The sequence below is a fragment of the Peribacillus asahii genome, from assembly GCF_004006295.1.
In the GTDB taxonomy this organism is placed as follows: Bacteria; Bacillota; Bacilli; order Bacillales; family DSM-1321; genus Peribacillus; species Peribacillus asahii_A.
Genome location: NZ_CP026095.1, coordinates 4,715,185 through 4,737,215 on the forward strand (window position 1 = coordinate 4,715,185; position 22,031 = coordinate 4,737,215).

Annotated in this window: 16 protein-coding genes, 23 tRNA genes, 2 rRNA genes and 1 pseudogene; 5 read left to right on the plus strand and 37 right to left on the minus strand. The window is 42.1% G+C overall.

What is annotated here, in order from left to right:
• Nucleotides 1-12: 12 nt before the first annotated feature.
• The 3 genes from BAOM_RS23195 to BAOM_RS23205 form a co-directional block, all read right to left on the minus strand.
• Nucleotides 13-357: a lmo0954 family membrane protein gene (locus BAOM_RS23195; protein WP_127762302.1), complete on the minus strand. Its 345-nt coding sequence runs from the start codon at nucleotides 355-357 to the stop codon at nucleotides 13-15.
• Nucleotides 358-516: 159 nt separating this feature from the next.
• Nucleotides 517-1,422, minus strand: coding sequence for a phosphotransferase (locus BAOM_RS23200; RefSeq protein WP_127762303.1), 906 nt, complete (start codon nucleotides 1,420-1,422; stop codon nucleotides 517-519).
• Nucleotides 1,423-1,439: 17 nt separating this feature from the next.
• Nucleotides 1,440-2,924, minus strand: a complete 1,485-nt coding sequence (locus BAOM_RS23205; protein WP_127762304.1) for a DEAD/DEAH box helicase — start codon at nucleotides 2,922-2,924, stop codon at nucleotides 1,440-1,442.
• A gap of 275 nt (nucleotides 2,925-3,199) precedes the next feature.
• Between BAOM_RS23205 and BAOM_RS23210 the strand changes: the two genes are divergently transcribed.
• Nucleotides 3,200-4,495: an NCS2 family permease gene (locus BAOM_RS23210; protein ID WP_127762305.1), complete on the plus strand. Its 1,296-nt coding sequence runs from the start codon at nucleotides 3,200-3,202 to the stop codon at nucleotides 4,493-4,495.
• Nucleotides 4,496-4,545: 50 nt separating this feature from the next.
• On the opposite strand, the gene BAOM_RS23215 is transcribed toward BAOM_RS23210, so the two are convergent.
• Complete coding sequence (locus BAOM_RS23215) at nucleotides 4,546-5,091, minus strand: hypothetical protein (RefSeq protein ID WP_127762306.1); 546 nt, start codon at nucleotides 5,089-5,091, stop codon at nucleotides 4,546-4,548.
• A gap of 8 nt (nucleotides 5,092-5,099) precedes the next feature.
• Nucleotides 5,100-6,269: a ParM/StbA family protein gene (locus BAOM_RS23220; protein WP_127762307.1), complete on the minus strand. Its 1,170-nt coding sequence runs from the start codon at nucleotides 6,267-6,269 to the stop codon at nucleotides 5,100-5,102.
• Between the two features lie 347 nt (nucleotides 6,270-6,616).
• On the opposite strand from BAOM_RS23220, the gene BAOM_RS23225 reads away from it, so the two are divergent.
• The 3 genes from BAOM_RS23225 to BAOM_RS23235 all read left to right on the plus strand — a co-directional run bounded on the left by BAOM_RS23225 (nucleotide 6,617) and on the right by BAOM_RS23235 (nucleotide 9,201).
• Nucleotides 6,617-8,140, plus strand: coding sequence for an FAD-dependent oxidoreductase (locus BAOM_RS23225; protein WP_127762308.1), 1,524 nt, complete (start codon nucleotides 6,617-6,619; stop codon nucleotides 8,138-8,140).
• A gap of 78 nt (nucleotides 8,141-8,218) precedes the next feature.
• The gene (locus tag BAOM_RS23230) at nucleotides 8,219-8,413 is read left to right on the plus strand and encodes a YwbE family protein (RefSeq protein WP_127762309.1); all 195 of its coding nucleotides are present in this window, start codon (nucleotides 8,219-8,221) and stop codon (nucleotides 8,411-8,413) included.
• Between the two features lie 125 nt (nucleotides 8,414-8,538).
• A complete protein-coding gene (locus BAOM_RS23235; protein WP_164853321.1) occupies nucleotides 8,539-9,201 on the plus strand; it encodes an SIMPL domain-containing protein in 663 nt (220 codons plus the stop codon).
• Here BAOM_RS23235 and purU read toward each other — a convergent pair.
• Nucleotides 9,198-10,097: a formyltetrahydrofolate deformylase gene (purU, locus tag BAOM_RS23240; RefSeq protein ID WP_127762311.1), complete on the minus strand. Its 900-nt coding sequence runs from the start codon at nucleotides 10,095-10,097 to the stop codon at nucleotides 9,198-9,200. The two genes, BAOM_RS23235 and purU, sit on opposite strands and share 4 nt — an antisense overlap.
• Nucleotides 10,098-10,395: 298 nt before the next feature.
• Between purU and BAOM_RS23245 the strand changes: the two genes are divergently transcribed.
• Nucleotides 10,396-12,054, plus strand: coding sequence for a glutamine--tRNA ligase/YqeY domain fusion protein (locus BAOM_RS23245; protein WP_127762312.1), 1,659 nt, complete (start codon nucleotides 10,396-10,398; stop codon nucleotides 12,052-12,054).
• A gap of 37 nt (nucleotides 12,055-12,091) precedes the next feature.
• On the opposite strand, the gene BAOM_RS23250 is transcribed toward BAOM_RS23245, so the two are convergent.
• The 31 genes and pseudogenes from BAOM_RS23250 to BAOM_RS23400 form a co-directional block, all read right to left on the minus strand.
• Complete coding sequence (locus BAOM_RS23250; protein ID WP_127762313.1) at nucleotides 12,092-13,315, minus strand: sensor histidine kinase; 1,224 nt, start codon at nucleotides 13,313-13,315, stop codon at nucleotides 12,092-12,094.
• A 10-nt stretch (nucleotides 13,316-13,325) separates the two neighbouring features.
• On the minus strand, nucleotides 13,326-13,997 hold the full coding sequence (locus BAOM_RS23255) for a response regulator transcription factor (protein WP_127762710.1): 672 nt from the start codon (nucleotides 13,995-13,997) through the stop codon (nucleotides 13,326-13,328).
• 134 nt (nucleotides 13,998-14,131) lie between these two features.
• Nucleotides 14,132-14,233: pseudogene (locus BAOM_RS24775) on the minus strand (FtsX-like permease family protein); the annotation flags it as partial.
• 560 nt (nucleotides 14,234-14,793) lie between these two features.
• Complete coding sequence (locus tag BAOM_RS25275) at nucleotides 14,794-15,111, minus strand: hypothetical protein (protein ID WP_252282870.1); 318 nt, start codon at nucleotides 15,109-15,111, stop codon at nucleotides 14,794-14,796.
• Between the two features lie 199 nt (nucleotides 15,112-15,310).
• Nucleotides 15,311-15,769, minus strand: a complete 459-nt coding sequence (locus BAOM_RS23270; RefSeq protein WP_373995312.1) for a threonine/serine exporter family protein — start codon at nucleotides 15,767-15,769, stop codon at nucleotides 15,311-15,313.
• A gap of 11 nt (nucleotides 15,770-15,780) precedes the next feature.
• Entirely contained in the window at nucleotides 15,781-16,536 is a 756-nt protein-coding gene (locus BAOM_RS23275) for a threonine/serine exporter family protein (protein ID WP_127762315.1), read from the minus strand.
• 184 nt (nucleotides 16,537-16,720) lie between these two features.
• A tRNA-Asn gene (locus BAOM_RS23280) sits at nucleotides 16,721-16,795 on the minus strand.
• Nucleotides 16,796-16,812: 17 nt separating this feature from the next.
• Nucleotides 16,813-16,889 (minus strand) — tRNA-Ile (locus tag BAOM_RS23285).
• A gap of 4 nt (nucleotides 16,890-16,893) precedes the next feature.
• Nucleotides 16,894-16,967 (minus strand) — tRNA-Gly (locus tag BAOM_RS23290).
• A gap of 9 nt (nucleotides 16,968-16,976) precedes the next feature.
• Nucleotides 16,977-17,050 (minus strand) — tRNA-Cys (locus BAOM_RS23295).
• A 5-nt stretch (nucleotides 17,051-17,055) separates the two neighbouring features.
• A tRNA-Gln gene (locus BAOM_RS23300) sits at nucleotides 17,056-17,127 on the minus strand.
• Nucleotides 17,128-17,142: 15 nt separating this feature from the next.
• Nucleotides 17,143-17,218 (minus strand) — tRNA-His (locus tag BAOM_RS23305).
• Between the two features lie 12 nt (nucleotides 17,219-17,230).
• Nucleotides 17,231-17,304 (minus strand) — tRNA-Trp (locus BAOM_RS23310).
• Nucleotides 17,305-17,317: 13 nt separating this feature from the next.
• A tRNA-Tyr gene (locus BAOM_RS23315) sits at nucleotides 17,318-17,401 on the minus strand.
• Between the two features lie 34 nt (nucleotides 17,402-17,435).
• Nucleotides 17,436-17,508 (minus strand) — tRNA-Phe (locus tag BAOM_RS23320).
• Between the two features lie 22 nt (nucleotides 17,509-17,530).
• A tRNA-Asp gene (locus tag BAOM_RS23325) sits at nucleotides 17,531-17,607 on the minus strand.
• A 3-nt stretch (nucleotides 17,608-17,610) separates the two neighbouring features.
• Nucleotides 17,611-17,684: transfer RNA gene (locus BAOM_RS23330), tRNA-Met, on the minus strand.
• A 30-nt stretch (nucleotides 17,685-17,714) separates the two neighbouring features.
• Nucleotides 17,715-17,807 (minus strand) — tRNA-Ser (locus tag BAOM_RS23335).
• Between the two features lie 19 nt (nucleotides 17,808-17,826).
• Nucleotides 17,827-17,903, minus strand: a tRNA-Met gene (locus BAOM_RS23340).
• Nucleotides 17,904-17,932: 29 nt separating this feature from the next.
• Nucleotides 17,933-18,008, minus strand: a tRNA-Ala gene (locus BAOM_RS23345).
• Between the two features lie 19 nt (nucleotides 18,009-18,027).
• A tRNA-Pro gene (locus tag BAOM_RS23350) sits at nucleotides 18,028-18,104 on the minus strand.
• A 9-nt stretch (nucleotides 18,105-18,113) separates the two neighbouring features.
• Nucleotides 18,114-18,190: transfer RNA gene (locus tag BAOM_RS23355), tRNA-Arg, on the minus strand.
• A gap of 9 nt (nucleotides 18,191-18,199) precedes the next feature.
• Nucleotides 18,200-18,288, minus strand: a tRNA-Leu gene (locus BAOM_RS23360).
• A gap of 13 nt (nucleotides 18,289-18,301) precedes the next feature.
• A tRNA-Gly gene (locus BAOM_RS23365) sits at nucleotides 18,302-18,376 on the minus strand.
• A gap of 7 nt (nucleotides 18,377-18,383) precedes the next feature.
• Nucleotides 18,384-18,465, minus strand: a tRNA-Leu gene (locus BAOM_RS23370).
• Nucleotides 18,466-18,469: 4 nt separating this feature from the next.
• Nucleotides 18,470-18,545 (minus strand) — tRNA-Lys (locus tag BAOM_RS23375).
• A 7-nt stretch (nucleotides 18,546-18,552) separates the two neighbouring features.
• Nucleotides 18,553-18,628: transfer RNA gene (locus BAOM_RS23380), tRNA-Thr, on the minus strand.
• A 7-nt stretch (nucleotides 18,629-18,635) separates the two neighbouring features.
• Nucleotides 18,636-18,711, minus strand: a tRNA-Val gene (locus BAOM_RS23385).
• A 4-nt stretch (nucleotides 18,712-18,715) separates the two neighbouring features.
• A tRNA-Glu gene (locus tag BAOM_RS23390) sits at nucleotides 18,716-18,790 on the minus strand.
• A gap of 24 nt (nucleotides 18,791-18,814) precedes the next feature.
• Nucleotides 18,815-18,930, minus strand: a 5S ribosomal RNA gene (rrf, locus tag BAOM_RS23395).
• A 65-nt stretch (nucleotides 18,931-18,995) separates the two neighbouring features.
• Nucleotides 18,996-21,929, minus strand: a 23S ribosomal RNA gene (locus BAOM_RS23400).
• Nucleotides 21,930-22,031 lie beyond the last annotated feature (102 nt).

The following is a 22,031-nucleotide window of genomic DNA, read 5'->3' on the forward strand; positions in this document are numbered from 1 at the left end:
GCTCCCTCTCTATTATTTTTTATTTAATTCTTGCCATTGTCTTTCAAAATTCATAAACGGATCTGCTTGCTCAACCACTACTTCATCCTCTTCCTTCCACTTCTTATACACAAGATACAAAATGTACGCTGCTACAAGCCCTATTACTGCCGGGAAGTGAGAAATAGACACCATAAGCATAATGATTGAAAGTATTGCCCAGGAAATCTTTGCTCCTTTTGACTCAGCCTTCACATATTGCTTAAAGCCAAAGTATAAAATGACCAAGCAAAGCGCTAAGCTAATAAGCGGCCCGACATGCGCTAACACCACCATCAAAGCAATTAAGCCTACAAGGAATAAACCAAATTTTTTCATTTTCACGTCCTCCTTTCTTGTCTCTATCTTATCTAGTTTTCAAAGAGTTCATAATGAGCCTAAGCTATATTTTGGAATAAGACTTGAGGCTTAGCTTGTCATAAGACTAGTCCAATCATAAAAAAATGTCTGATTCCTTATAAAAGAATCAGACACTTCTTAGTCTTCAATAGCAAGCCGCAGCCCCTCTGTAATTAACTCTATCAACGGCTTATCATGACGATCAATTGCATATATAAATAAAGTAACAAGCATAAATATAGCTCGAAATCTTGCTAGTTTCTCCGTTTCATCGTCAATCTCACCATATATATCAAAAAAGGCTTCGCGTGCTTGCTTAGGGAAATAGCTGTATATAAAAGAAAGGTCGACCGCTGGATGACCGAGATGAACATCTCCCCAATCAATAATGCCTGTTAGAACACCGCTATGATCTAGTAAAACATTCCGAATATGAATATCCCCATGAACAAACGATATATGTCTGGTCTGCTTCATACCTTGTACAGAAGCCGCATAATTGAATACTAGATTAGCTTGCTCTGCATATCCTAAACGCTTAACAAGCTTAGCATTTTCCAACAACTTACCCTTTTGGAATGGAAGATCTAATCTTCTTCTCTGATCAAAGGTTACGCCGCATTTCGCTGCTTGAGTGACTGGCACATCGTGTAATACTTTAAGAAAACAAGCCAATTTCTGTGCAGAGGCAATCTTATCCTCCAAAGACTCTCGGTATGGTGTCCTTCCGCCTATCATTTTGTATCCTGTAAAAGAATAAGGAAAGTTCTCACTCGGTTTTCCAAAAAAAAGCGGCTCTGGAATCTCTAAAGGTACTCGCCCAACAATCAATGGCAACAGTTGATTTTCAACTTCAATTAATTGCATCGCTAACTCACGACGCGGAAAGCGAAATACATACTCATTCACTTGAACAACTGTATTGTCAAACCCTTCTCCTAAAAGCCGGATATCACGAATATGTACTTCAGGAAATTGCTGATTAATTAATCGTTTCGCTTTCTCTAATGACATTGGATAATCCGCCAACCACGGCTTTTCCATTGATTCCCCCTCCTTACTTACCTTCTACGATCGTTTCTTCCTCTGGATGTACGAGAAGAGGAATCACTGCGAGAGCCTAACTGCCCCGTCGAACGACGGCCGCTGTCACTTCTTCTTGAGCCGCCGCTTCTAGCCGTACGACTTCTTTCACCCGTTGTATCCATTCGCCTCGAGTCGCGTCCTCTTCCACTTCTTGAGTCTTCCCCACGATTTCCCCCTGTATCGACTCTTCGCGGATCACGCCCTCGTTCATCTCGTGCTCCTTCCCTTCTTGAACTGCGTCGAGTTCGTTCTCTGTCCTCTTGTCTAGAATGACCGCGGCTTTCTGAAGAGCGCCCACTTCTTCGACTCCTTTTTTCCTCGACTTCAGTTGGTTGGAACATCGTCACTCCTTCTATTCTCCTCCGGTCAATTTTCATAGAAATGGCAGATTCAATTTCCTCTAATTGCTTCACGTCCTTTGTTGCAATAAATGTGATGGCTAAGCCGTGTTCCCCAGCTCGTCCTGTTCGTCCAATTCGATGAATATAACTCTCTGCATCCTCTGGAATATCATAATTAAATACATGTGTGACACCTTCTACATCCAGCCCTCGTGCTGCTACATCTGTCGCCACCAAATATTGCAATTTCGCTTCACGGAAGCTTTTCATCACACGCTCACGTTTAGCTTGTGAAATATCACCATGAAGTTCATCTGAAAGAAAACCTGCTTCTTTTAAAGCCTCATTCAGCTTCGATACGCGGCGCTTTGTTCGGCAAAAAATCATAGCTAAAAAAGGCTGCTCTTCTCGCATTACTTTTATTAAAGTAGCTTGCTTAGCTCGGTCTGTCGTCTCAATTACAAGCTGACGAATTTGTTTAACCGTCACTTGCTCTGTTTGAACAGCAACAGTAAGAGGTGATTTCATGAATCGTTTCGCTAAATATTGCACCTGCTCTGGCATCGTTGCTGAAAAAAGAAGCGTCTGCCGCTCTGCTGGAAGATTTTCGATAATATCCTCGACTTCTGGTAAGAAGCCAATATGAAGCATTTGATCAGCCTCATCCAATACAAGTGTTTTGACTTGCGATAAATCAATCGTTCTTCTTCGCACATGATCTAACAGTCGTCCTGGTGTTGCAACCACAATGGAAATCGTTCGCTGTAGCTTTTTCAATTGCTGCTCGACATCTTGTCCTCCATACACCGCTAACGCCGTAAGATGCTCAATATCCGCAGCAAATTTCTGAACTTCTGCTGTAATTTGCAATGCAAGCTCTCTTGTTGGAGTAACAATCAATGCTTGAATATTCTCTGCCTGCACATCTAACTGTTCGATAATCGGAAGTAAAAAAGCCAACGTCTTACCTGTTCCAGTTTGAGCCTTTGCAATGACGTCTCTTCCTGCCATCACTTCTGGAATTGCTCGTTCCTGAATCGGTGTCGGCTGTTCAATTCCTTGTTTTTGTAATATGTATTCAACTGCTGAACTCATGCCAAGTTCGTTAAATGATTTCATTGTATAAATGCCTACTCTCTTTAATTTTCACTTCATCGAAAGCTGTTTTTGTTAGTATATCATTTCTCCTTTGTTAAAAAACGTTCCTCATCCAATATTTTCGCTAGCTTCTTTATGAAATCAACTATTGTTCTTTCTTTGTTTTTCTACTATAATTTATTATGTTTTGTATCACGAACAATCCATACATACCGAGTGTTTACTCTAAGTGAGAGTAGTGACCTCCTCCTTGCCCAAAAGCAAGGAGTTTTCTGTATATAAAAAGGAGCGAAAGCATGTTTAAACTTCAAGAACGCAACACAAATGTCAAAACGGAAGTGCTTGCTGGAATTACAACCTTCCTTACGTTGGCATACATTATTATCGTCAATCCGATGATTCTCGCAGATGCTGGTGTTCCTTTTAATCAAGCCTTTACCGCAACTATTATTGCAACTTTGGTTGGAACCTTATGCATGGCTTTCTTAGCTAATTATCCAATCGTTATTGCCCCGGCCATGGGATTAAACGCTTACTTTGCTTATTCTGTGCTTGGGACACATCATATTTCTTACATCATTGCCTTTTCAGCTGTTTTTGTGACAGGAATTATCTTCTTACTAATTTCTCTGACCTCTTTCCGTACTAGATTAATTGAAGCGATTCCCAATAATTTAAAACATGCTATTAGTGCCGGTATTGGCTTATTCATTACGTTCATTGGCTTACGATTATCTGGTATCGTAACAAATCACGACTCTAACTTAGTAACAATCGGAAACTTTCGTGATCCTGGTGTTGCCCTAACGTTAATTGGACTTGTTATTGCCCTTGTTTTAATGACACTCAATGTACAAGGTGCTCTTTTTATCGGGATGATTATTACCGCTATTATTGCCTTTTTCACAGGTCAACTAAAGTTTACAAATGGTTTTATGTCTTTACCTAGCTTGCCTGAGGGCGTACTCGTTTACAATCCGATTCAATCCATTAGTGATGTGATTGAGTTTGGCTTATACGGAGTTATTTTCTCCTTTTTACTTGTCATGTTATTTGATACAACAGGCGCTCTACTCGGCATTATCGGTCAAGCAGGGCTACTGAAAAAAGGAAAGCTAGAAAAACCAGGCAGTGCCTTCTTTGCTGACTCAATCGGTGCAACCGTTGGCTCAATGTTTGGTACGAGCCCAACCGCTGCTTCTGTTGAATCTTCGGCTGGCGTTGGAGCTGGTGGTAAAACAGGGTTAACTGCATTAGTGGTAGCTATATTATTTGCCGTTGCCGCCTTTTTCAGTCCGCTCGTTGGCGCCGTTTCCAATGTTGCTGCTATTACATCGCCAAGCTTAATTATTGTCGGTAGCTTAATGATTCGAAGCATTTCAGAAATCGATTGGAAAGAGTTTGATGAAGCATTCCCTGCCTTCTTAATTATCGTAGCTATGCCGCTTACTTCTAGCATTGCAAACGGGATTGCACTTGGCTTTATCGCTTATCCGATTATGAAAATCGCAAAGGGACAAGCTCGTAATGTCCATCCGCTCCTTTATCTTTTCGCAGTGTTATTTTTATATCACCTTATTTTCCTAGCATAATAAAAGCCGTGATCTAGATTAGTTATCCCTAAGCTAAATCACGGCTTTTTTCATCTATTCATTTGCGCTAAAAAGTCACCTAGAAGATCATCTAAACCTTCTTCTACATCTAGATGCTCCGGTTGCTCCGGTTCATTCTCTTGCACATTTTCAACGGTTGGAGCAATGACGATATCCGGCATCTCTGCAACCGCCAATTCACGCTCTGCTTCACGCCGTATAGGAGTGATAGGAGGCTCAGGAACATCCATTTCGCCGCCATTTAAGGCTGAAAGCAAGGCCGTCGTACGCATTGGATTCTCCAAAAGCTCGTAAAGAATATTACCGAGCAATGCTTCTGAATGAGCGTGCTTTAACCAATCCCGCTGCGCCTTACTTAGGCGTTGCGGCAACGGCAGCGTAACGAACTCCTTATCTTGATGCGGGCCATTTCCCACCCCAGATAAAACAAATTGAGCCACTTTACTTGAAAAATTACGCCCCTCTGTTTCTTTTAATCTTTGTAACTGTTTTAATGCATAATCTGGCGTATCTGAAGGGATACGAAAAGTAATCGCTTGTCCCCTCTTAATTTCGGCAGAGGTTAGTTTTCTCATATGGCCACCTATTTATTATTTGTAACGACTTTTTTCTTATTAGCTTCTTCACGACGATGAAAATCAGCTATAAGCTTATAGTAAGCGTTAGCCATCATCCAAACGCTTTCCTTTTCATCTTCAAAGAAATCAATATTATACCCATCAAAACTATTATTCAACGTTTTCAAATACTCTTTTAATACAAGGGAACCACCACCGACAAAATAGCAAATTTCCGTTTGTGAATTCTTCTGCCAAACATTACGTAGATGGCGGTACTGCTTCTTAGCTAGTTCTCCTAAAATACGATCGACAATATCATGCACACTTGTTCGGCTACCACGCACCATAATATGATTGCGATCGTTTTTCTTTGTAATAATTTCAACGACATCACGACGGCTATCTAATTCTACGCCATGTTTTTTACGAATCTCTTCACGAATAGCTTCTAATGCCTCAGCAACTCCTAAGTTAAAACCTCTTGCTTTATCATCATCTACTTTTCGATTTTTGATTACAGCAATATCTGTAGATAGTCCTCCGATATCCTGAATCAAAATTTGTTTATCAATTAAATCACGGTTAATAACCTTTAATTCATTATCCATAACTAGATTAATATAAGCAGCAAAGCCTTCCGGATACACTTTTACCTCGTCAAATTTAAGGTTTACCTTCATCCCCTGATATTTAGGTGTCACTAAAAATTCAACTTGATGAACAGAACCTAACAGCTTCGAACGATAGCCAACGTCTTTTCCTTCCTTTACTTCACGAAGGGGCAAGCCTGTTCCTAGCGTATAATTGGCTTCTACTACGGATTTGTTTACTTTAAATACACCTGTACTCGCTTGCTGAACAGCATCTAATGCAAGAGCAGCAAACAGCATAACTAATGTCTGATCTTCTTCAGATTTACTACTTCCAATATCCAGCTCAGTTGGATTATCACTTTTCGTCGCTAAATAGCCAACACGATAAATCACATTATTCGCTTGGAGTGCTGGAGAATGGAGTCTAATATGAAGTCCATCTAACGGGTTGTTTTCATTGAGGTCTTCAATCCCAATAATCGGACGGTCTTCAATATCTCTAGCAATCACATTTGGGATATACAATTCAGAGTCTAGCTTTCCAAAAAGTGCTTTAACGGCATCATTTCCTACGTCTATTGCGGCAACTCTAGTACTCATTCGTAAACATTCCCTTCTATGAAAATATAATCAAACTACTATTATTATAGGTAATATTTTACATATTGTCCATAAAACATTAGACCGATTTGTATACTTTTATGTACACATCGCGCCATATCAACATGTAAACGAAGTCTGTAAACATGTGTACAAGTTTACAAATTTCGTTTACATGTTTACATCTTTGTGTACACGTATACAAAAATGTAAACATGTGTACACAACTCGTATACATGTTTACAAAATCTGTTTACAAGTTTACAAAAAAGTATGCATCGATTAAAAATGAAGCATTTGGAAAGAATAATACATGACTATATTACGAACAATGGAGGAATATTTTGATGGCTGATTCTGAACAACAATTACCGAAAACCCCGGAACCATACTGGCTTGATTCAACTACAATTCCAACATTTGAAAAACTAGAAGAAGACTTAGAAACCGATATCGCAATTGTCGGAGGTGGTATTACAGGGATTACTACGGCTTATTTACTGACTCAACAGGGTAAGAAAGTAACACTCATTGAGGCAGGTAATATTCTCACTGGAACAACTGGACATACGACAGCAAAAATCACCGCTCAACATGGTCTAATTTATCATCAATTAATTCAACAGCACGGCGGCGATCAAGCAAAACTTTATTATGAGGCAAATCGCGAAGCAATCGATTACATAAAGGAGTTAGTTGAAAAGCATTCCATAGATTGCGATTTCAGCTCACAAGATGCCTATGTATATGGCAACACAGAGCAATCTGTTCAACAAATCAAAAGTGAACTGTCGGCTTATGAAGAGCTTGGTATTGATGGGGAGTATGTAGATTCCATCCCCTTCTCCATTCCTTGTCAAGCAGCACTCATCATGAAAGATCAAGCTCAATTTCATCCATTAAAATACTTAACGGCGCTCATCCCTTCTATTTTAGAAAACGGCGGTGCGCTATATGAACAAACAACCGCTATGAAAATTGTCGATGATGGAAAATTGACTATTTTATTAAGAAATGGACATAAGTTAATCGCTAATAAAATCATTGTTGCTTCTCATTTTCCATTTAATGATGAAACAGGATTATACTTTGCCCGAGTGCATGTAGAACGTTCCTATATACTCGGTATTAAATTAGAAGAAGACTTCCCGAATGGAATGTACTATAGTGCTGACAGTCCTACTCGCTCGCTTCGCTATACAGAAATGAACGGGGAAAAGCTGATTTTAGTTGGCGGCGAAAGTCATAAACCTGGTCAAGGCATGCCAACCTATCAACATTATGCTGCTCTCCAAGACTTCAGTGAGCAGTATTTAAGTGTAAAAGAAATTCCATATCGTTGGTCAGCACAAGATATTGTTACACCCGATAATCTGCCATTTGTCGGTCCCGTAACCGATGGACACCCAGATGTGCTTATTGCAACCGGCTATGCAAAATGGGGGATGACCAATGGAACAATCGCTGCAAAAATACTAGCTGATTACGTTTTAGAGCAACCAAATCGATATGCAGAATTATATAGCCCTTCCCGTGTAAACGGCTGGGGGAATATGATAAAAGACAATCTAGATGTCGCAAAACATCTCATTGGTGGAAAACTTACTTATGCCTATACAACTCCAGATGATTTAATGAATGATGAAGGAGCAATTATTAATTTTAAAGGGCGGAAGGCAGGATGCTATCGGGATCACGACGGCAAGCTGCATATCGTTGATTCAACGTGCACCCATATGGGCTGTGAAGTGAGTTGGAACAGTGGAGAACGCACTTGGGATTGCCCTTGTCATGGTTCACGCTATTCAATTGAGGGAGAAGTATTAGATGGACCTGCAGTCGAGCCATTGAAGAAGTTACAAAATGAATAATGCAATCCGATCTTTTTCATTTATACTTAAGGTACTGCCTAATTAAAGCAGAAAACAAGAGGAAAGATAGGATTAAACATGAACGGACAAAATCGAAAAGACATCACCCCTGGGCTATCCGTTGAAATCGTTTTAAAAGCTGACCAACGTACTGGCAAACGAACAAAGGGAATCGTAAAAGACATTTTAACAAAATCAAGCACCCACCCGCATGGAATTAAAGTCAGGCTAACAGATGGACAGGTCGGACGCGTGCAAGTGATTCATCATTAAAAAACAAAAAAGGATGAATGCATCATTCTACACGCATTCATCCTTTTTACTTTTTATTAGGTCATGTTTTCTGCAACCGTTTCGTACAATGTTTAATAGCATTTTTAAAAAGGTTGGTGACAAGAATGAATCATATCAATCCCTTTTCCACTACTCCACATCGTTCTAATCAGCAAACAGTCAAAGTAACGGGTGAAGAAACATTACAGATAGCCCCTGACCAAGCCATTATTACACTTGGCGTTGTGACTGAAAATGTAGACCCAAAAATTGCACAGCAAGAAAATTCTCAAACGATTGCACAAATTCTAGATGCTTTGAGTAAGATAGGCATCCCTGAAAACAACATCAAAACGAGTGACTATCGGATCGACCCTCAATACAATTACGTGGACGGTAAAGAAATCTTTCATAAGTACAAAGTTCTTCATATGATTCAAATCAAAACAAATGATATTGAACATGTTGGTACAATTGTCGATACGGCTGTCAAACAAGGAGCCAATTCTGTTTCTAATGTCCATTTTTCCTTGTCCAATCCAGACGTCTATTATAACCAAGCACTATCACTAGCCTTAAAAAATGCCCATAAAAAAGCTCTTACATTAACAGAGACATTAGGAACATCCTTACATCCGCTCCCCGTTCAGATTGAAGAACTATCAGCAGCTCGCCCACCTATAGTTTTGCAAGCAAGCACCTATGCGAAGGAAAGTTCTACACCGACACCTTTTAAACCAGGAGAGCTCAATATTACAGCAACCGTTCGAGTTGAATATAGTTATTAGAAGACAACCGTTTTATTACCGTGAACAATCACACGGTCTTCAATATGCCATTTAACAGCACGAGCAAGCACTCGGCGTTCGATTGTACGCCCTGCTTTTTTCATATCTTCAGCTGAATCACGGTGATTCACACGGCCGATATCTTGTTCAATAATTGGACCTTCATCTAAATCATTCGTTACGTAATGAGAAGTCGCTCCAATTAGCTTTACACCACGATCATACGCACGCTCATACGGTCTTGCACCGATAAAAGCAGGCAAGAATGAATGATGAATATTAATAATTTTATTTGGATGAGCCGCTACGAAATCTGGTGTTAGAATTTGCATATAGCGAGCTAAAATAATTAAATCAACTTCAAACACTTGCAATAATTTTAACTGCTTCTCTTCTACTTCTTTACGAATGTCTTTATTAGCTGGAATATAATAATAAGGGATTTGCAGCGCTTCAACCGTTTCTCTTGCATCTTCATGATTGCTAATAACAAGCGCAATATCCATCATTAAATCGCCGCTTTGCCACTCCCAAAGCAACTCCAGCAGGCAATGCGGTTCTTTTGATACAAAAATGGCCGCTCGCTTTAAATCACTTACATAATTAAACTTCCATTCCATTGAAAATTGGTCAGCTACTTCTTGGAATTCCTGTTCCAGCTTTTCCGCCTGCTTCTTTAAATCTGGACATTCAAATTCAATTCTCGTAAAGAATGTGCCGCCTTCAGGATTCATGGAATACTGACTTAGTTCAACAATATTTGCATTATGCTCTTTTAGAAATGCTGTGACCGTAGCGACAATGCCTGGTCGATCTGGACACTTTATAATTAAACGACCGATATTTTCATTTTTTTTACGATATGCTCGTAATTGTTCTTGCACAAAGTTGCTCACTTTTCCCAACTACCCTTCTTTTGTTATTGATACATTATACTTCAATATGGTCATAGAGGGAAAGTAACTATACATCGTTCTTTACTGCTTGTTTATAAGAAGTGAAGGTTTAGATTTTTCTTAATTTTAACACCACTAAAAATGGGTAAAATAGAAACAAGGAAATGGCTGTCTACCATACAAATAAAATCATGTCCAAATTGCTCCTTCAACAATCAAACGTGGAAAAAAGTCTGTATTTATGATACATATACAGGTAAAATTAAAAGAAGTATATAAATGAAAGAGGTCGAATTAGTTGGAACATAACTCTTCGAATTTTATCAGAAATATCATTAAAGAAGATTTAGAATCTGGAAAACATAATCATATCATCACACGATTCCCTCCAGAACCGAACGGCTATTTACATATCGGTCATGCTAAATCTATTATTTTAAACTTCGGTGTTGCAGATGAGTTTAACGGCAAAACGAATCTACGATTTGACGATACCAATCCAGTAAAAGAAGACATCGAATATGTGAACTCTATCAAAGAAGATGTTAAATGGCTCGGCTATGATTGGGATAACTTATTCTTTGCATCTAATTACTTTGACGAAATGTATGAAAGAGCCATTTTACTTATTAAAAAGGGCTTAGCCTACGTCGATGACTTAAATGCAGATGAAATCCGTGAATATCGCGGCACGCTAACAGAGCCGGGAAAAGATAGCCCTTATCGTACTCGTACAATCGAAGAAAACCTTGAACTATTTGAAAGAATGCGCAGCGGTGAATTTGCGAACGGTGAAAAAGTCCTTCGTGCAAAAATTGATATGGCTTCACCGAATATTAACTTACGTGACCCTGTTATTTACCGTATTAGCCATACAGAACATCATAATACAGGGAACAAGTGGTGCATTTACCCAATGTATGCATTTGCCCACCCTCTTGAAGATGCTATTGAAGGGGTTACTCACTCTATTTGTACGTTAGAATTTGAGGATCAACGTCCTTTCTATGACTGGATAGTTGAAAATTGTGAAATGCCGAGCGTGCCTCGTCAATATGAGTTTGGTCGTCTCAACTTAACAAATACCGTTATGAGTAAACGTAAGTTAAAGCAACTTGTCGATGAAAAATTCGTGGATGGCTGGGATGACCCTCGTATGCCAACCATTTCAGGGTTAAGAAGACGTGGCTATACACCGGAAGCGATTCGTGCATTTTGTCATGAAATCGGTGTAGCCAAAACATCGGGAACGGTGGATAGCCGAATGCTCGACCACTTTGTCCGTGAAGATTTAAAATTAAAAGCACCGAGAACAATGGGGATTATCAAACCGCTTAAAGTGGTGATTACGAACTATCCAGAAGGAGAAGTGGAATGGTTAGAGGCAGAAATCAATCCAGAAGTTCCAGAAATGGGGACTCGCCAAATTCCGTTTTCTCGTGAAATTTATATTGAACAAGATGACTTTATGGAAAACCCGCCAAAGAAATACTTCCGCCTTTTCCCAGGAAATGAAGTGCGTTTAAAGCACGCTTACTTCATTAAATGTGAAGAAGTGATTAAAGACCAAGATGGCAATGTAGTAGAACTTCATTGCACATATGATCCAGAAACAAAGAGCGGCTCAGGCTTTACAGGCCGTAAAGTCAAAGGGACATTACACTGGGTAGATGCTACTCATGCTGTACCAGCTGAATTCCGTAACTATCAACCATTAATTTTAGATGAAAATGGTGAGGATGAAGAACAAGAAGAAAAAACATTCTTAGAGCTAGTCAATCCAAAGTCATTAGAAGTTTTCCAAGGATTTGTGGAGCCAAATATGAAAGACGTTCAACCACAAGCTAAATATCAATTCTTCCGTCATGGTTACTATAATGTTGATCCGAAGCTTTCAACAGCTGACCACATCGTCTTTAACCAAATTGTTGAATTAAAAAGCTCATTTAAAATCTAAGTGCATAAGAAAAGGAACCTGTTTGTCAGCAGGTTCCTTATTTATTCTTCTGATTTCGCGGGAAGTTTATTTCAAACCGCGTTTTTTTATTTTCTTCACTCGTTACTTTAATTGTTCCTTGATGAGTCTCTACAATCCATTTCGCAATCGATAAACCAAGTCCAGAGCCTTCATTAGCTGTACGCGATTGCTCCACTTGATAAAAACGATCAAAAATCTTTGAAATGTCAGCTTGCGGAATGCCTTGCCCATTATCTTCAACTACAAGCTGAATGAAAGAAGCATTTTTCGTACAAGAAAGATGAATTTCACAGCCTTCATGAGTAAACTTTAACGCATTATCAATTAAGATAACGAGCAATTGATGAATACGTTCTTTATCACCTAGAAAAACAATCTGCTCTGGTACATATTTCGTCATCATTTTTTCCTGAAAAGATGCAATATCTGCATAATGTTCTACAATTTCTGCAATCAACTCGTCTAAAAAGAAATTGGCTTTTTTCACTTCCATTTGATTAGAGTCTGTTCTCGTCAATGTCAGTAATCCGTTCACTAATTTATTTAAGCGGCGTACTTCTTTTGAAATGATTGAAACATCGACCGCTTTTTCTTGAATCGTGGCATTTGGTGATTGAAAGAGCAAATCGGTTCTTGATTGGATAACGGCAAGTGGTGTACGAATTTCATGTGAAGCATCAGAAACAAAGCGTTGTTGTTGTTCCCATGATTTCCTAATGGGGATAAGTGCCCTTCCTGCCAAAAAGTAACCTGCTGCAATAGCGACTAAACTGCCTAAACCACCGCCCACTAACAAAATCATGAATAACTGATCCAACATCACCCGCTCCGCATCCACATTTCGAATAAATTGAATGGTCATCTCCCCATATTCTGTATCTACCTTTGTAGACAAGGCCCGATACGTTGCTCCTTGAACCCGAATCTCTTCAATTTCATCAAATTGGGCTGGATAAAACTGATTCTCATTTACTTTAAAGAAGTTATCATCACTTAATCGCGGCTCTAAAATCGTCTGTTCAGGACTCCAAATAATCACACTCGGGCCAGGCCCTAATAAAAATTCTCCTGGAGGCAACTTTAACCTTCCTCGATCCATTTGCTGCAGAAGCGATTCATCAACCTCACGATATACTTGTGTTTCCGTATAAAAATAAATAATCCTGCTTAGTAAAATAATAATAATAATAAAAACAATCGAATTTAAAATCGTTAAACGAAGCCGTGTCTTTTGAAACATATTCGTCCCCTTAAGCTTGGTTTAGCATATAACCGACTCCTCGAACCGTTTGAATATCTTTATGATACTGGTATGGTTCAAGTTTTTTCCGTAAATGATGTACAAACACTTCGACGATGGCAATGGTCGTATCCGAGTCAAACCCCCAAATACGATCAAAAATTTGTTCACGAGTCAAAATTTTCCCTTTGTTTTGAATTAAATATTCAAGTAATTCATACTGTTTCATCGTCAGCTTAATCGAATCGCCATCTACGAGAATGTCCTTTTCTTTTCCCTGTAGTTCGATACCGCGATACGTAATGTTCGCTTCTAATGATAGAATACCACTTCTCCTTAAAAGCGCGCGAATCCTCGCTTTTAATTCGGGTGCTTGGAATGGCTTCACTAAATAATCATCGCCCCCCATCTCTAATCCGCGTACGCGATCTTCCAACCCATCCTTCGCTGTTAAAAAAAGAACACTTGTATTAATCTTCTCTTTCCTCATTCGTTGAACAATTTCGAATCCATCCATCCCCGGCAGCATCACATCTAAAAGAATCACATCGTAAATATTTTGCTGTGCCATAAATAAACCATCATCACCATTGTCCGCTGCATCTACTTCATACTCATCGGCTAAGATTTGTTTAATCGATTGTAGCAGTGCAGCATTATCTTCTACAACTAATACCTTCAACATAACTCCCCTCCTCACAAGTTTTCCAACAGATACTGTGTTATTATTGTATCTTTTCCTCTATATGAAAGAAAGCAGACTAGATAAAGCCTGCTTTCTGATTAATAAAGTGAAACTGACCAAGGCACTTTCCCTTTTCTAATTCCAATTTCCTTTGTCCGCTCCGAAACTGACACAAGCATAATATTCATAATGCCAATTCCACCAACAAGCAATGAAATACTCGCTATCCCTCCAAGCATCAACATCATCGTATCCGAAACAGAACTCAGCGTTTCCATTTTTTCATAAACAAGCTCCTTTCAACATTCCCTCGTTGAACAGAGTATCTCCTGACCACTCCCACGACTGAAGACAGTGGGGTTCTTTCTCGCAAACATTCCACTTACAAACTTCCACAGGAAGATGTAGGGGTGAAACTTAGGCGAGCAACTTTTGAGAGAAAAACAGTCTTTCAAAAGGGCAAGGTCGGTGCCACTACGCCATTCGACTGGCGATACTTGGTTCTTTCTTCGGTTTATCCTTTGGATGTTTCGTTTTTTGTCTGATTTCTTCAGACAAAAAGCGTTTGTACCAAATCGATTGTTTGAATAGGATCGAATGAAGAGGTTGGACTGCCATCGTATGTTTTTTACGGGCAATATTTTGTGCTCCGTTTACATCACGATGGATTTCTGGGGAATTTTTCGTTCCAATTCTTCTTTTTCTTTTTAGTCAACAATTCAGGAAGTGAAAATCCATAGGATGCCTTTTTTATCGAAATGGTATCTTTGGTTATATCCATCGATGCTTTTTTTTATGGGATGCAATAATAGTATTTTCTTCTCCACGGATACTTCGCTTTTTTATCCGTTTTTCGAAGCTGTCGAATCGTTTCTCGATTCGCTTCATACTTATCCGCAATGGCTTGAACAGTCTGAGAATGGAGCTGATACGTTTGTTTTCGAACAGATTGAATCTCTGTTTTACTTAACCACTTTTTACGAGAAACATAATAAGAAGTCGCTTCTCGAACGATATCATTCCATACAGAAGCCGCTTCTCTCTGCATCATTCTCAATTCTTCATATAGATATTTCTCATAGGGAATACGAAATGAGTGTGTGACAAACATGTTTTTTCCTCCTCTCTTGTTTTCTATAAAACCATTATACGAGAACGTACGTTCCGTCCACAAGAAGTACGCCCACAACACGAAAAAAATCGAACTATTAACGTGTCACGAGACACGCCTGGTTCGACCTCACTATCATCCCACCTCTAAAGAAGTGGGCTTTCTCGTTCGGGAAATCTGTAATAGAGAAAGGGGCCCGTTATTTCAACGGAGCCCCTTTCTCACTTTGTTTTCTTCTATTATATTTAATCATTAATTGATTCATTACTTCTGCAAAAATAATCCCCATCGCAATTGCTCCAGCCAGCATACATACTTTCGCAGCCAATTGAACAGCCACATTGTAATCATTTTCAACAAAATGCTTCATCGCATCATAGGACAAGCCGCCCGGCACAAGCGGAATAATGCCTGCAATGGTAAAAATAATAATTGGCATTTTATATCTTTTTGCAAAAAACTGACTAATAACCCCAACAACAAAAGCTGCCACTAAAGTAGCAAAAATACTATCATATTCTATCTCAACCAGTCCATAATATAAAACCCATCCAATCATACCAACAAGCCCGCATTTTATTAAAGACTGCTTTGGAGCATTAAAGAGAACGCCAAAAGCAGCCGAGGCAATAAAACTAGTTACAACCTGTTCAAACACCCTTTCCCTCCTCATAGAATAACGAAAGCAACGGCAATTCCTGCTCCAATTGCTAAAGCAGTTAAGCCTGCATCGGCTCCCTTCGCTAAACCTGAAACTAAATGCCCTGCAATTAAATCTCGAGCAGCATTTGTAATTAACAGCCCTGGTACAAGCGGCATCACAGCGCCGATAATAATTTTATCTAACTCACTACCAAGGCCTATGTACATAAACCAAAACGCTGCTACCCCAATTACAAAAGAAGCAATAAATTCAGCAAAGAACCTTACTTCCAATAGTCGGTGTAAATGAAGTAAACACGCAAATCCTAACCCGCCAGCTATGCAAGCCCAGATAAAATCATTCCACTGTCCATTAAACATAATAGTAAAACAGCCACTTGAAATAAACGCTGCAAAAATCTGAATCCAAAGAGGGTAAGCTACATTTGCTTTCTCCAATTCCTTCAGTTTGATATAGGCTTCTCTTACTGTTAACTCCTTATTCGTAACACTCCTTGAAATGCTATTAACCAACGTTACCTTATGTAAATCTGTCGAGCGATGAGAGATTCGAATTACTTTAGAAATAGGATAATCACCATCTAGAGAGAAAATAATCCCCGTTGGCGTTGAAAAGCTTTGAGACTCCTTACATCCAAATGCAGATGCAATCCGAATCATCGTATCTTCTACTCGATATGTCTCCGCCCCATTCTCAAGCATAATCTTTCCTGCTAATAAACATACATCTATAATGCTGTTCAAACTTCTCTGATCTTCCATCTAATCTCTCCATCATATAATTATCCATTATTATATACAAAGCTCTCTACATCATAACGTATATTTGCAATTGATAAAATAAAAAAAGAACCAACACTTCTTCAAAGAGGCTGATTCTTTACTATTATTAGACAAAAAAAATAACCCTTATTAGGATTAATGTATTACTTCTTAACTATAAAAATGGCTCCGCAGGTAGGACTCGAACCTACGACCGTTCGGTTAACAGCCGAATGCTCTACCACTGAGCTACTGCGGAACAATAAAAAGTATAAATGGTGGGCCTAAGTGGACTCGAACCACCGACCTCACGCTTATCAGGCGTGCGCTCTAACCAGCTGAGCTATAGGCCCATTTTGGAGCGGGTGAAGGGAATCGAACCCTCATCATCAGCTTGGAAGGCTGAGGTTTTACCACTAAACTACACCCGCATATGAAATTGGAGGCAACACCCGGATTTGAACCGGGGATAAAGGTTTTGCAGACCTCTGCCTTACCACTTGGCTATGCTGCCGTTGACTGGGCTAGAAGGATTCGAACCTTCGCATGACGGAATCAAAATCCGCTGCCTTACCGCTTGGCTATAGCCCAACAGTAAAAATGAAATGGGGCGACTGATGGGAATCGAACCCACGAATGTCGGAACCACAATCCGATGCGTTAACCACTTCGCCACAATCGCCATAATTATAATTGGCAGGGGTAGTAGGAATCGAACCCACACTGAAGGTTTTGGAGACCTTAGTTCTACCTTTAAACTATACCCCTATAAACAATAAAATGGTGGAGGGGGGCAGATTCGAACTGCCGAACCCGAAGGAGCGGATTTACAGTCCGCCGCGTTTAGCCACTTCGCTACCCCTCCATATTGCCTTATAAGATAAGGGTAAATAAGAAGATGGCTCAGGACGGAATCGAACCGCCGACACAAGGATTTTCAGTCCTTTGCTCTACCGACTGAGCTACTGAGCCAAAACATTTAAGATAAATAATATGGCGGTCCGGACGGGACTCGAACCCGCGACCTCCTGCGTGACAGGCAGGCATTCTAACCAACTGAACTACCGGACCATATTGCGGGGACAGGATTTGAACCTGCGACCTTCGGGTTATGAGCCCGACGAGCTACCGGACTGCTCCACCCCGCGACGGTAAAAAATTAAATATTGTAAAAAAAATGGAGGAGGTAGAGGGATTCGAACCCCCGCGGGGTTTGACCCCCCTGTCGGTTTTCAAGACCGATCCCTTCAGCCGGACTTGGGTATACCTCCGTATTAAAACCTTAATAATTGGTAGCGGCGGAGGGGATCGAACCCCCGACCTCACGGGTATGAACCGTACGCTCTAGCCAGCTGAGCTACACCGCCAAACTTAAGGATAAAATTGAATGAATTTATGGTGGAGCCTAGCGGGATCGAACCGCTGACCTCCTGCGTGCAAGGCAGGCGCTCTCCCAGCTGAGCTAAGGCCCCATATCATTTATAAGTATCATGGTCGGGAAGACAGGATTCGAACCTGCGACCCCTTGGTCCCAAACCAAGTGCTCTACCAAGCTGAGCTACTTCCCGCATATAATATGGCGCGCCCGAAAGGAGTCGAACCCATAACCTTCTGATCCGTAGTCAGACGCTCTATCCAATTGAGCTACGGGCGCATATTAAAATGGTGCCGAGGACCGGAATCGAACCGGTACGGTAGTCACCTACCGCAGGATTTTAAGTCCTGTGCGTCTGCCAGTTCCGCCACCCCGGCACTTTGCGAAAAGTGGAGCGGAAGACGGGATTCGAACCCGCGACCCCAACCTTGGCAAGGTTGTATTCTACCACTGAACTACTTCCGCATAATAATGCGGGTGAAGGGAGTCGAACCCCCACGCCTTGCGGCGCCAGATCCTAAGTCTGGTGCGTCTGCCAATTCCGCCACACCCGCAATATGGTGAGTCATGCAGGATTCGAACCTGCGACCCTCTGATTAAAAGTCAGATGCTCTACCAACTGAGCTAATGACTCGTCCAAATGGTGCCGGCAAGAGGACTTGAACCCCCAACCTACTGATTACAAGTCAGTTGCTCTACCAATTGAGCTACACCGGCATATAAATGGTGGAGGATGACGGGATCGAACCGCCGACCCTCTGCTTGTAAGGCAGATGCTCTCCCAGCTGAGCTAATCCTCCAAAATGGTGACCCCTACGGGATTCGAACCCGTGTTACCGCCGTGAAAGGGCGGTGTCTTAACCGCTTGACCAAGGGGCCATACCTAACCCAAAATAAGGGCTTGCTTGGCGACGTCCTACTCTCACAGGGGGAAACCCCCAACTACCATCGGCGCTGAAGAGCTTAACTTCCGTGTTCGGAATGGGAACGGGTGTGACCTCTTCGCTATCGTCACCAAACAATATAAGGAACGTTGTTCCTTCAAAACTAGATAATAGGAAAGCATTGCGTGTTATCAAAACAATAGGTTAAGTCCTCGACCGATTAGTATCAGTCAGCTCCATGTGTCGCCACACTTCCACCTCTGACCTATCAACCTGATCATCTTTCAGGGGTCTTACTAGCTTGCGCTATGGGAAATCTCATCTTGAGGGGGGCTTCATGCTTAGATGCTTTCAGCACTTATCCCGTCCGCACATAGCTACCCAGCGATGCCTTTGGCAAGACAACTGGTACACCAGCGGTGCGTCCATCCCGGTCCTCTCGTACTAAGGACAGCTCCTCTCAAATTTCCTGCGCCCACGACGGATAGGGACCGAACTGTCTCACGACGTTCTGAACCCAGCTCGCGTACCGCTTTAATGGGCGAACAGCCCAACCCTTGGGACCGACTACAGCCCCAGGATGCGATGAGCCGACATCGAGGTGCCAAACCTCCCCGTCGATGTGGACTCTTGGGGGAGATAAGCCTGTTATCCCCGGGGTAGCTTTTATCCGTTGAGCGATGGCCCTTCCATGCGGAACCACCGGATCACTAAGCCCGACTTTCGTCCCTGCTCGACTTGTAGGTCTCGCAGTCAAGCTCCCTTGTGCCTTTACACTCTACGAATGATTTCCAACCATTCTGAGGGAACCTTTGGGCGCCTCCGTTACCTTTTAGGAGGCGACCGCCCCAGTCAAACTGCCCACCTGACACTGTCTCCCACCCCGATCAGGGGTGCGGGTTAGAATGTCAATACAGCCAGGGTAGTATCCCACCAACGCCTCCACCGAAGCTGGCGCTCCGGCTTCACAGGCTCCTACCTATCCTGTACAAGCTGTACCAAAATTCAATATCAGGCTGCAGTAAAGCTCCACGGGGTCTTTCCGTCCTGTCGCGGGTAACCTGCATCTTCACAGGTACTATAATTTCACCGAGTCTCTCGTTGAGACAGTGCCCAGATCGTTACACCTTTCGTGCGGGTCGGAACTTACCCGACAAGGAATTTCGCTACCTTAGGACCGTTATAGTTACGGCCGCCGTTTACTGGGGCTTCAATTCAAAGCTTCGCTTGCGCTAACCTCTCCTCTTAACCTTCCAGCACCGGGCAGGTGTCAGCCCCTATACTTCACCTTGCGGTTTCGCAGAGACCTGTGTTTTTGCTAAACAGTCGCCTGGGCCTATTCACTGCGGCTCATCTGGGCTTTAACACCCTAATGAGCACCCCTTCTCCCGAAGTTACGGGGTCATTTTGCCGAGTTCCTTAACGAGAGTTCTCTCGAACACCTTAGGATTCTCTCCTCATCTACCTGTGTCGGTTTGCGGTACGGGCACCCTACATCTTGCTAGAGGCTTTTCTTGGCAGTGTGGAATCAGGAACTTCGGTACTATATTTCCCTCGCCATCACAGCTCCGCCTTGATGGAAACGGGATTTGCCTCGTTTCCGGCCTAACTGCTTGGACGCGCATATCCAACAGCGCGCTTACCCTATCCTCCTGCGTCCCCCCATCGCTCAAACGATGTATAGGTGGTACAGGAATATCAACCTGTTGTCCATCGCCTACGCTTTTCAGCCTCGGCTTAGGTCCCGACTAACCCTGAGCGGACGAGCCTTCCTCAGGAAACCTTAGATATTCGGTGGAAGGGATTCTCACCCTTCTTTCGCTACTCATACCGGCATTCTCACTTCTAAGCGCTCCACCAGTCCTTCCGGTCTAGCTTCAACGCCCTTAGAACGCTCTCCTACCACGGACATCGTAGATGTCCATCCACAGCTTCGGTGTTATGTTTAGCCCCGGTACATTTTCGGCGCGGAGTCACTCGACCAGTGAGCTATTACGCACTCTTTAAATGGTGGCTGCTTCTAAGCCAACATCCTGGTTGTCTAAGCAACTCCACATCCTTTTCCACTTAACATAAACTTTGGGACCTTAGCTGGTGGTCTGGGCTGTTTCCCTTTTGACTACGGATCTTATCACTCGCAGTCTGACTCCCGAGTATAAGTATTTGGCATTCGGAGTTTGACTGAATTCGGTAACCCGATGGGGGCCCCTAGTCCAATCAGTGCTCTACCTCCAATACTCTCAATCTCGAGGCTAGCCCTAAAGCTATTTCGGAGAGAACCAGCTATCTCCAAGTTCGATTGGAATTTCTCCGCTACCCACACCTCATCCCCGCACTTTTCAACGTGCGTGGGTTCGGGCCTCCATTCAGTGTTACCTGAACTTCACCCTGGACATGGGTAGATCACCTGGTTTCGGGTCTACGACCTCATACTCATTCGCCCTATTCAGACTCGCTTTCGCTGCGGCTCCGTCTCATCAACTTAACCTTGCATGAAATCGTAACTCGCCGGTTCATTCTACAAAAGGCACGCCATCACCCATGAACGGGCTCTGACTACTTGTAGGCACACGGTTTCAGGTTCTCTTTCACTCCCCTTCCGGGGTGCTTTTCACCTTTCCCTCACGGTACTGGTTCACTATCGGTCACTAGGGAGTATTTAGCCTTGGGAGATGGTCCTCCCTGCTTCCGACGGGATTTCACGTGTCCCGCCGTACTCAGGATCCACTCAGGAGGGAACGAAGTTTCAACTACAGGGTTTTTACCTTCTCTGACGGACCTTTCCAGATCTCTTCATTTACCCCGTTCCTTTGTAACTCCATGTAGAGTGTCCTACAACCCCAAGAGGCAAGCCTCTTGGTTTGGGCTAATTCCGTTTCGCTCGCCGCTACTCAGGAAATCGCGTTTGCTTTCTCTTCCTCCGGGTACTTAGATGTTTCAGTTCCCCGGGTCTGCCTTCAGTACCCTATGTATTCAGGTAAAGATACTGTTCCATTACGAACAGTGGGTTTCCCCATTCGGAAATCTCCGGATCAAAGCTTACTTACAGCTCCCCGAAGCATATCGGTGTTAGTCCCGTCCTTCATCGGCTCCTAGTGCCAAGGCATCCACCGTGCGCCCTTTCTAACTTAACCATTCAAAAAATCTTACTCGGTGTTTTGAAAATTGACGCAAAAAATATTGCCTTCTATCTATTATCTAGTTTTCAAAGAACAAAGTTCTGAATGAATTACTCA

What these genes read in the sequence shown, in the direction of transcription:
- BAOM_RS23225 (WP_127762308.1), top strand. Translation starts at nt 6,617, where the DNA reads ATGGCTGATTCTGAACAACAATTACCGAAAACCCCGGAACCATACTGG.
- BAOM_RS23215 (WP_127762306.1), bottom strand. Translation starts at nt 5,091, where the DNA reads ATGAGAAAACTAACCTCTGCCGAAATTAAGAGGGGACAAGCGATTACT.
- BAOM_RS23275 (WP_127762315.1), bottom strand. Translation starts at nt 16,536, where the DNA reads ATGGAAGATCAGAGAAGTTTGAACAGCATTATAGATGTATGTTTATTA.
- BAOM_RS23220 (WP_127762307.1), bottom strand. Translation starts at nt 6,269, where the DNA reads ATGAGTACTAGAGTTGCCGCAATAGACGTAGGAAATGATGCCGTTAAA.
- BAOM_RS23250 (WP_127762313.1), bottom strand. Translation starts at nt 13,315, where the DNA reads ATGTTTCAAAAGACACGGCTTCGTTTAACGATTTTAAATTCGATTGTT.
- BAOM_RS23195 (WP_127762302.1), bottom strand. Translation starts at nt 357, where the DNA reads ATGAAAAAATTTGGTTTATTCCTTGTAGGCTTAATTGCTTTGATGGTG.
- BAOM_RS23200 (WP_127762303.1), bottom strand. Translation starts at nt 1,422, where the DNA reads ATGGAAAAGCCGTGGTTGGCGGATTATCCAATGTCATTAGAGAAAGCG.
- BAOM_RS23235 (WP_164853321.1), top strand. Translation starts at nt 8,539, where the DNA reads ATGAATCATATCAATCCCTTTTCCACTACTCCACATCGTTCTAATCAG.
- BAOM_RS23205 (WP_127762304.1), bottom strand. Translation starts at nt 2,924, where the DNA reads ATGAAATCATTTAACGAACTTGGCATGAGTTCAGCAGTTGAATACATA.
- BAOM_RS23230 (WP_127762309.1), top strand. Translation starts at nt 8,219, where the DNA reads ATGAACGGACAAAATCGAAAAGACATCACCCCTGGGCTATCCGTTGAA.
- BAOM_RS23210 (WP_127762305.1), top strand. Translation starts at nt 3,200, where the DNA reads ATGTTTAAACTTCAAGAACGCAACACAAATGTCAAAACGGAAGTGCTT.
- BAOM_RS25275 (WP_252282870.1), bottom strand. Translation starts at nt 15,111, where the DNA reads ATGTTTGTCACACACTCATTTCGTATTCCCTATGAGAAATATCTATAT.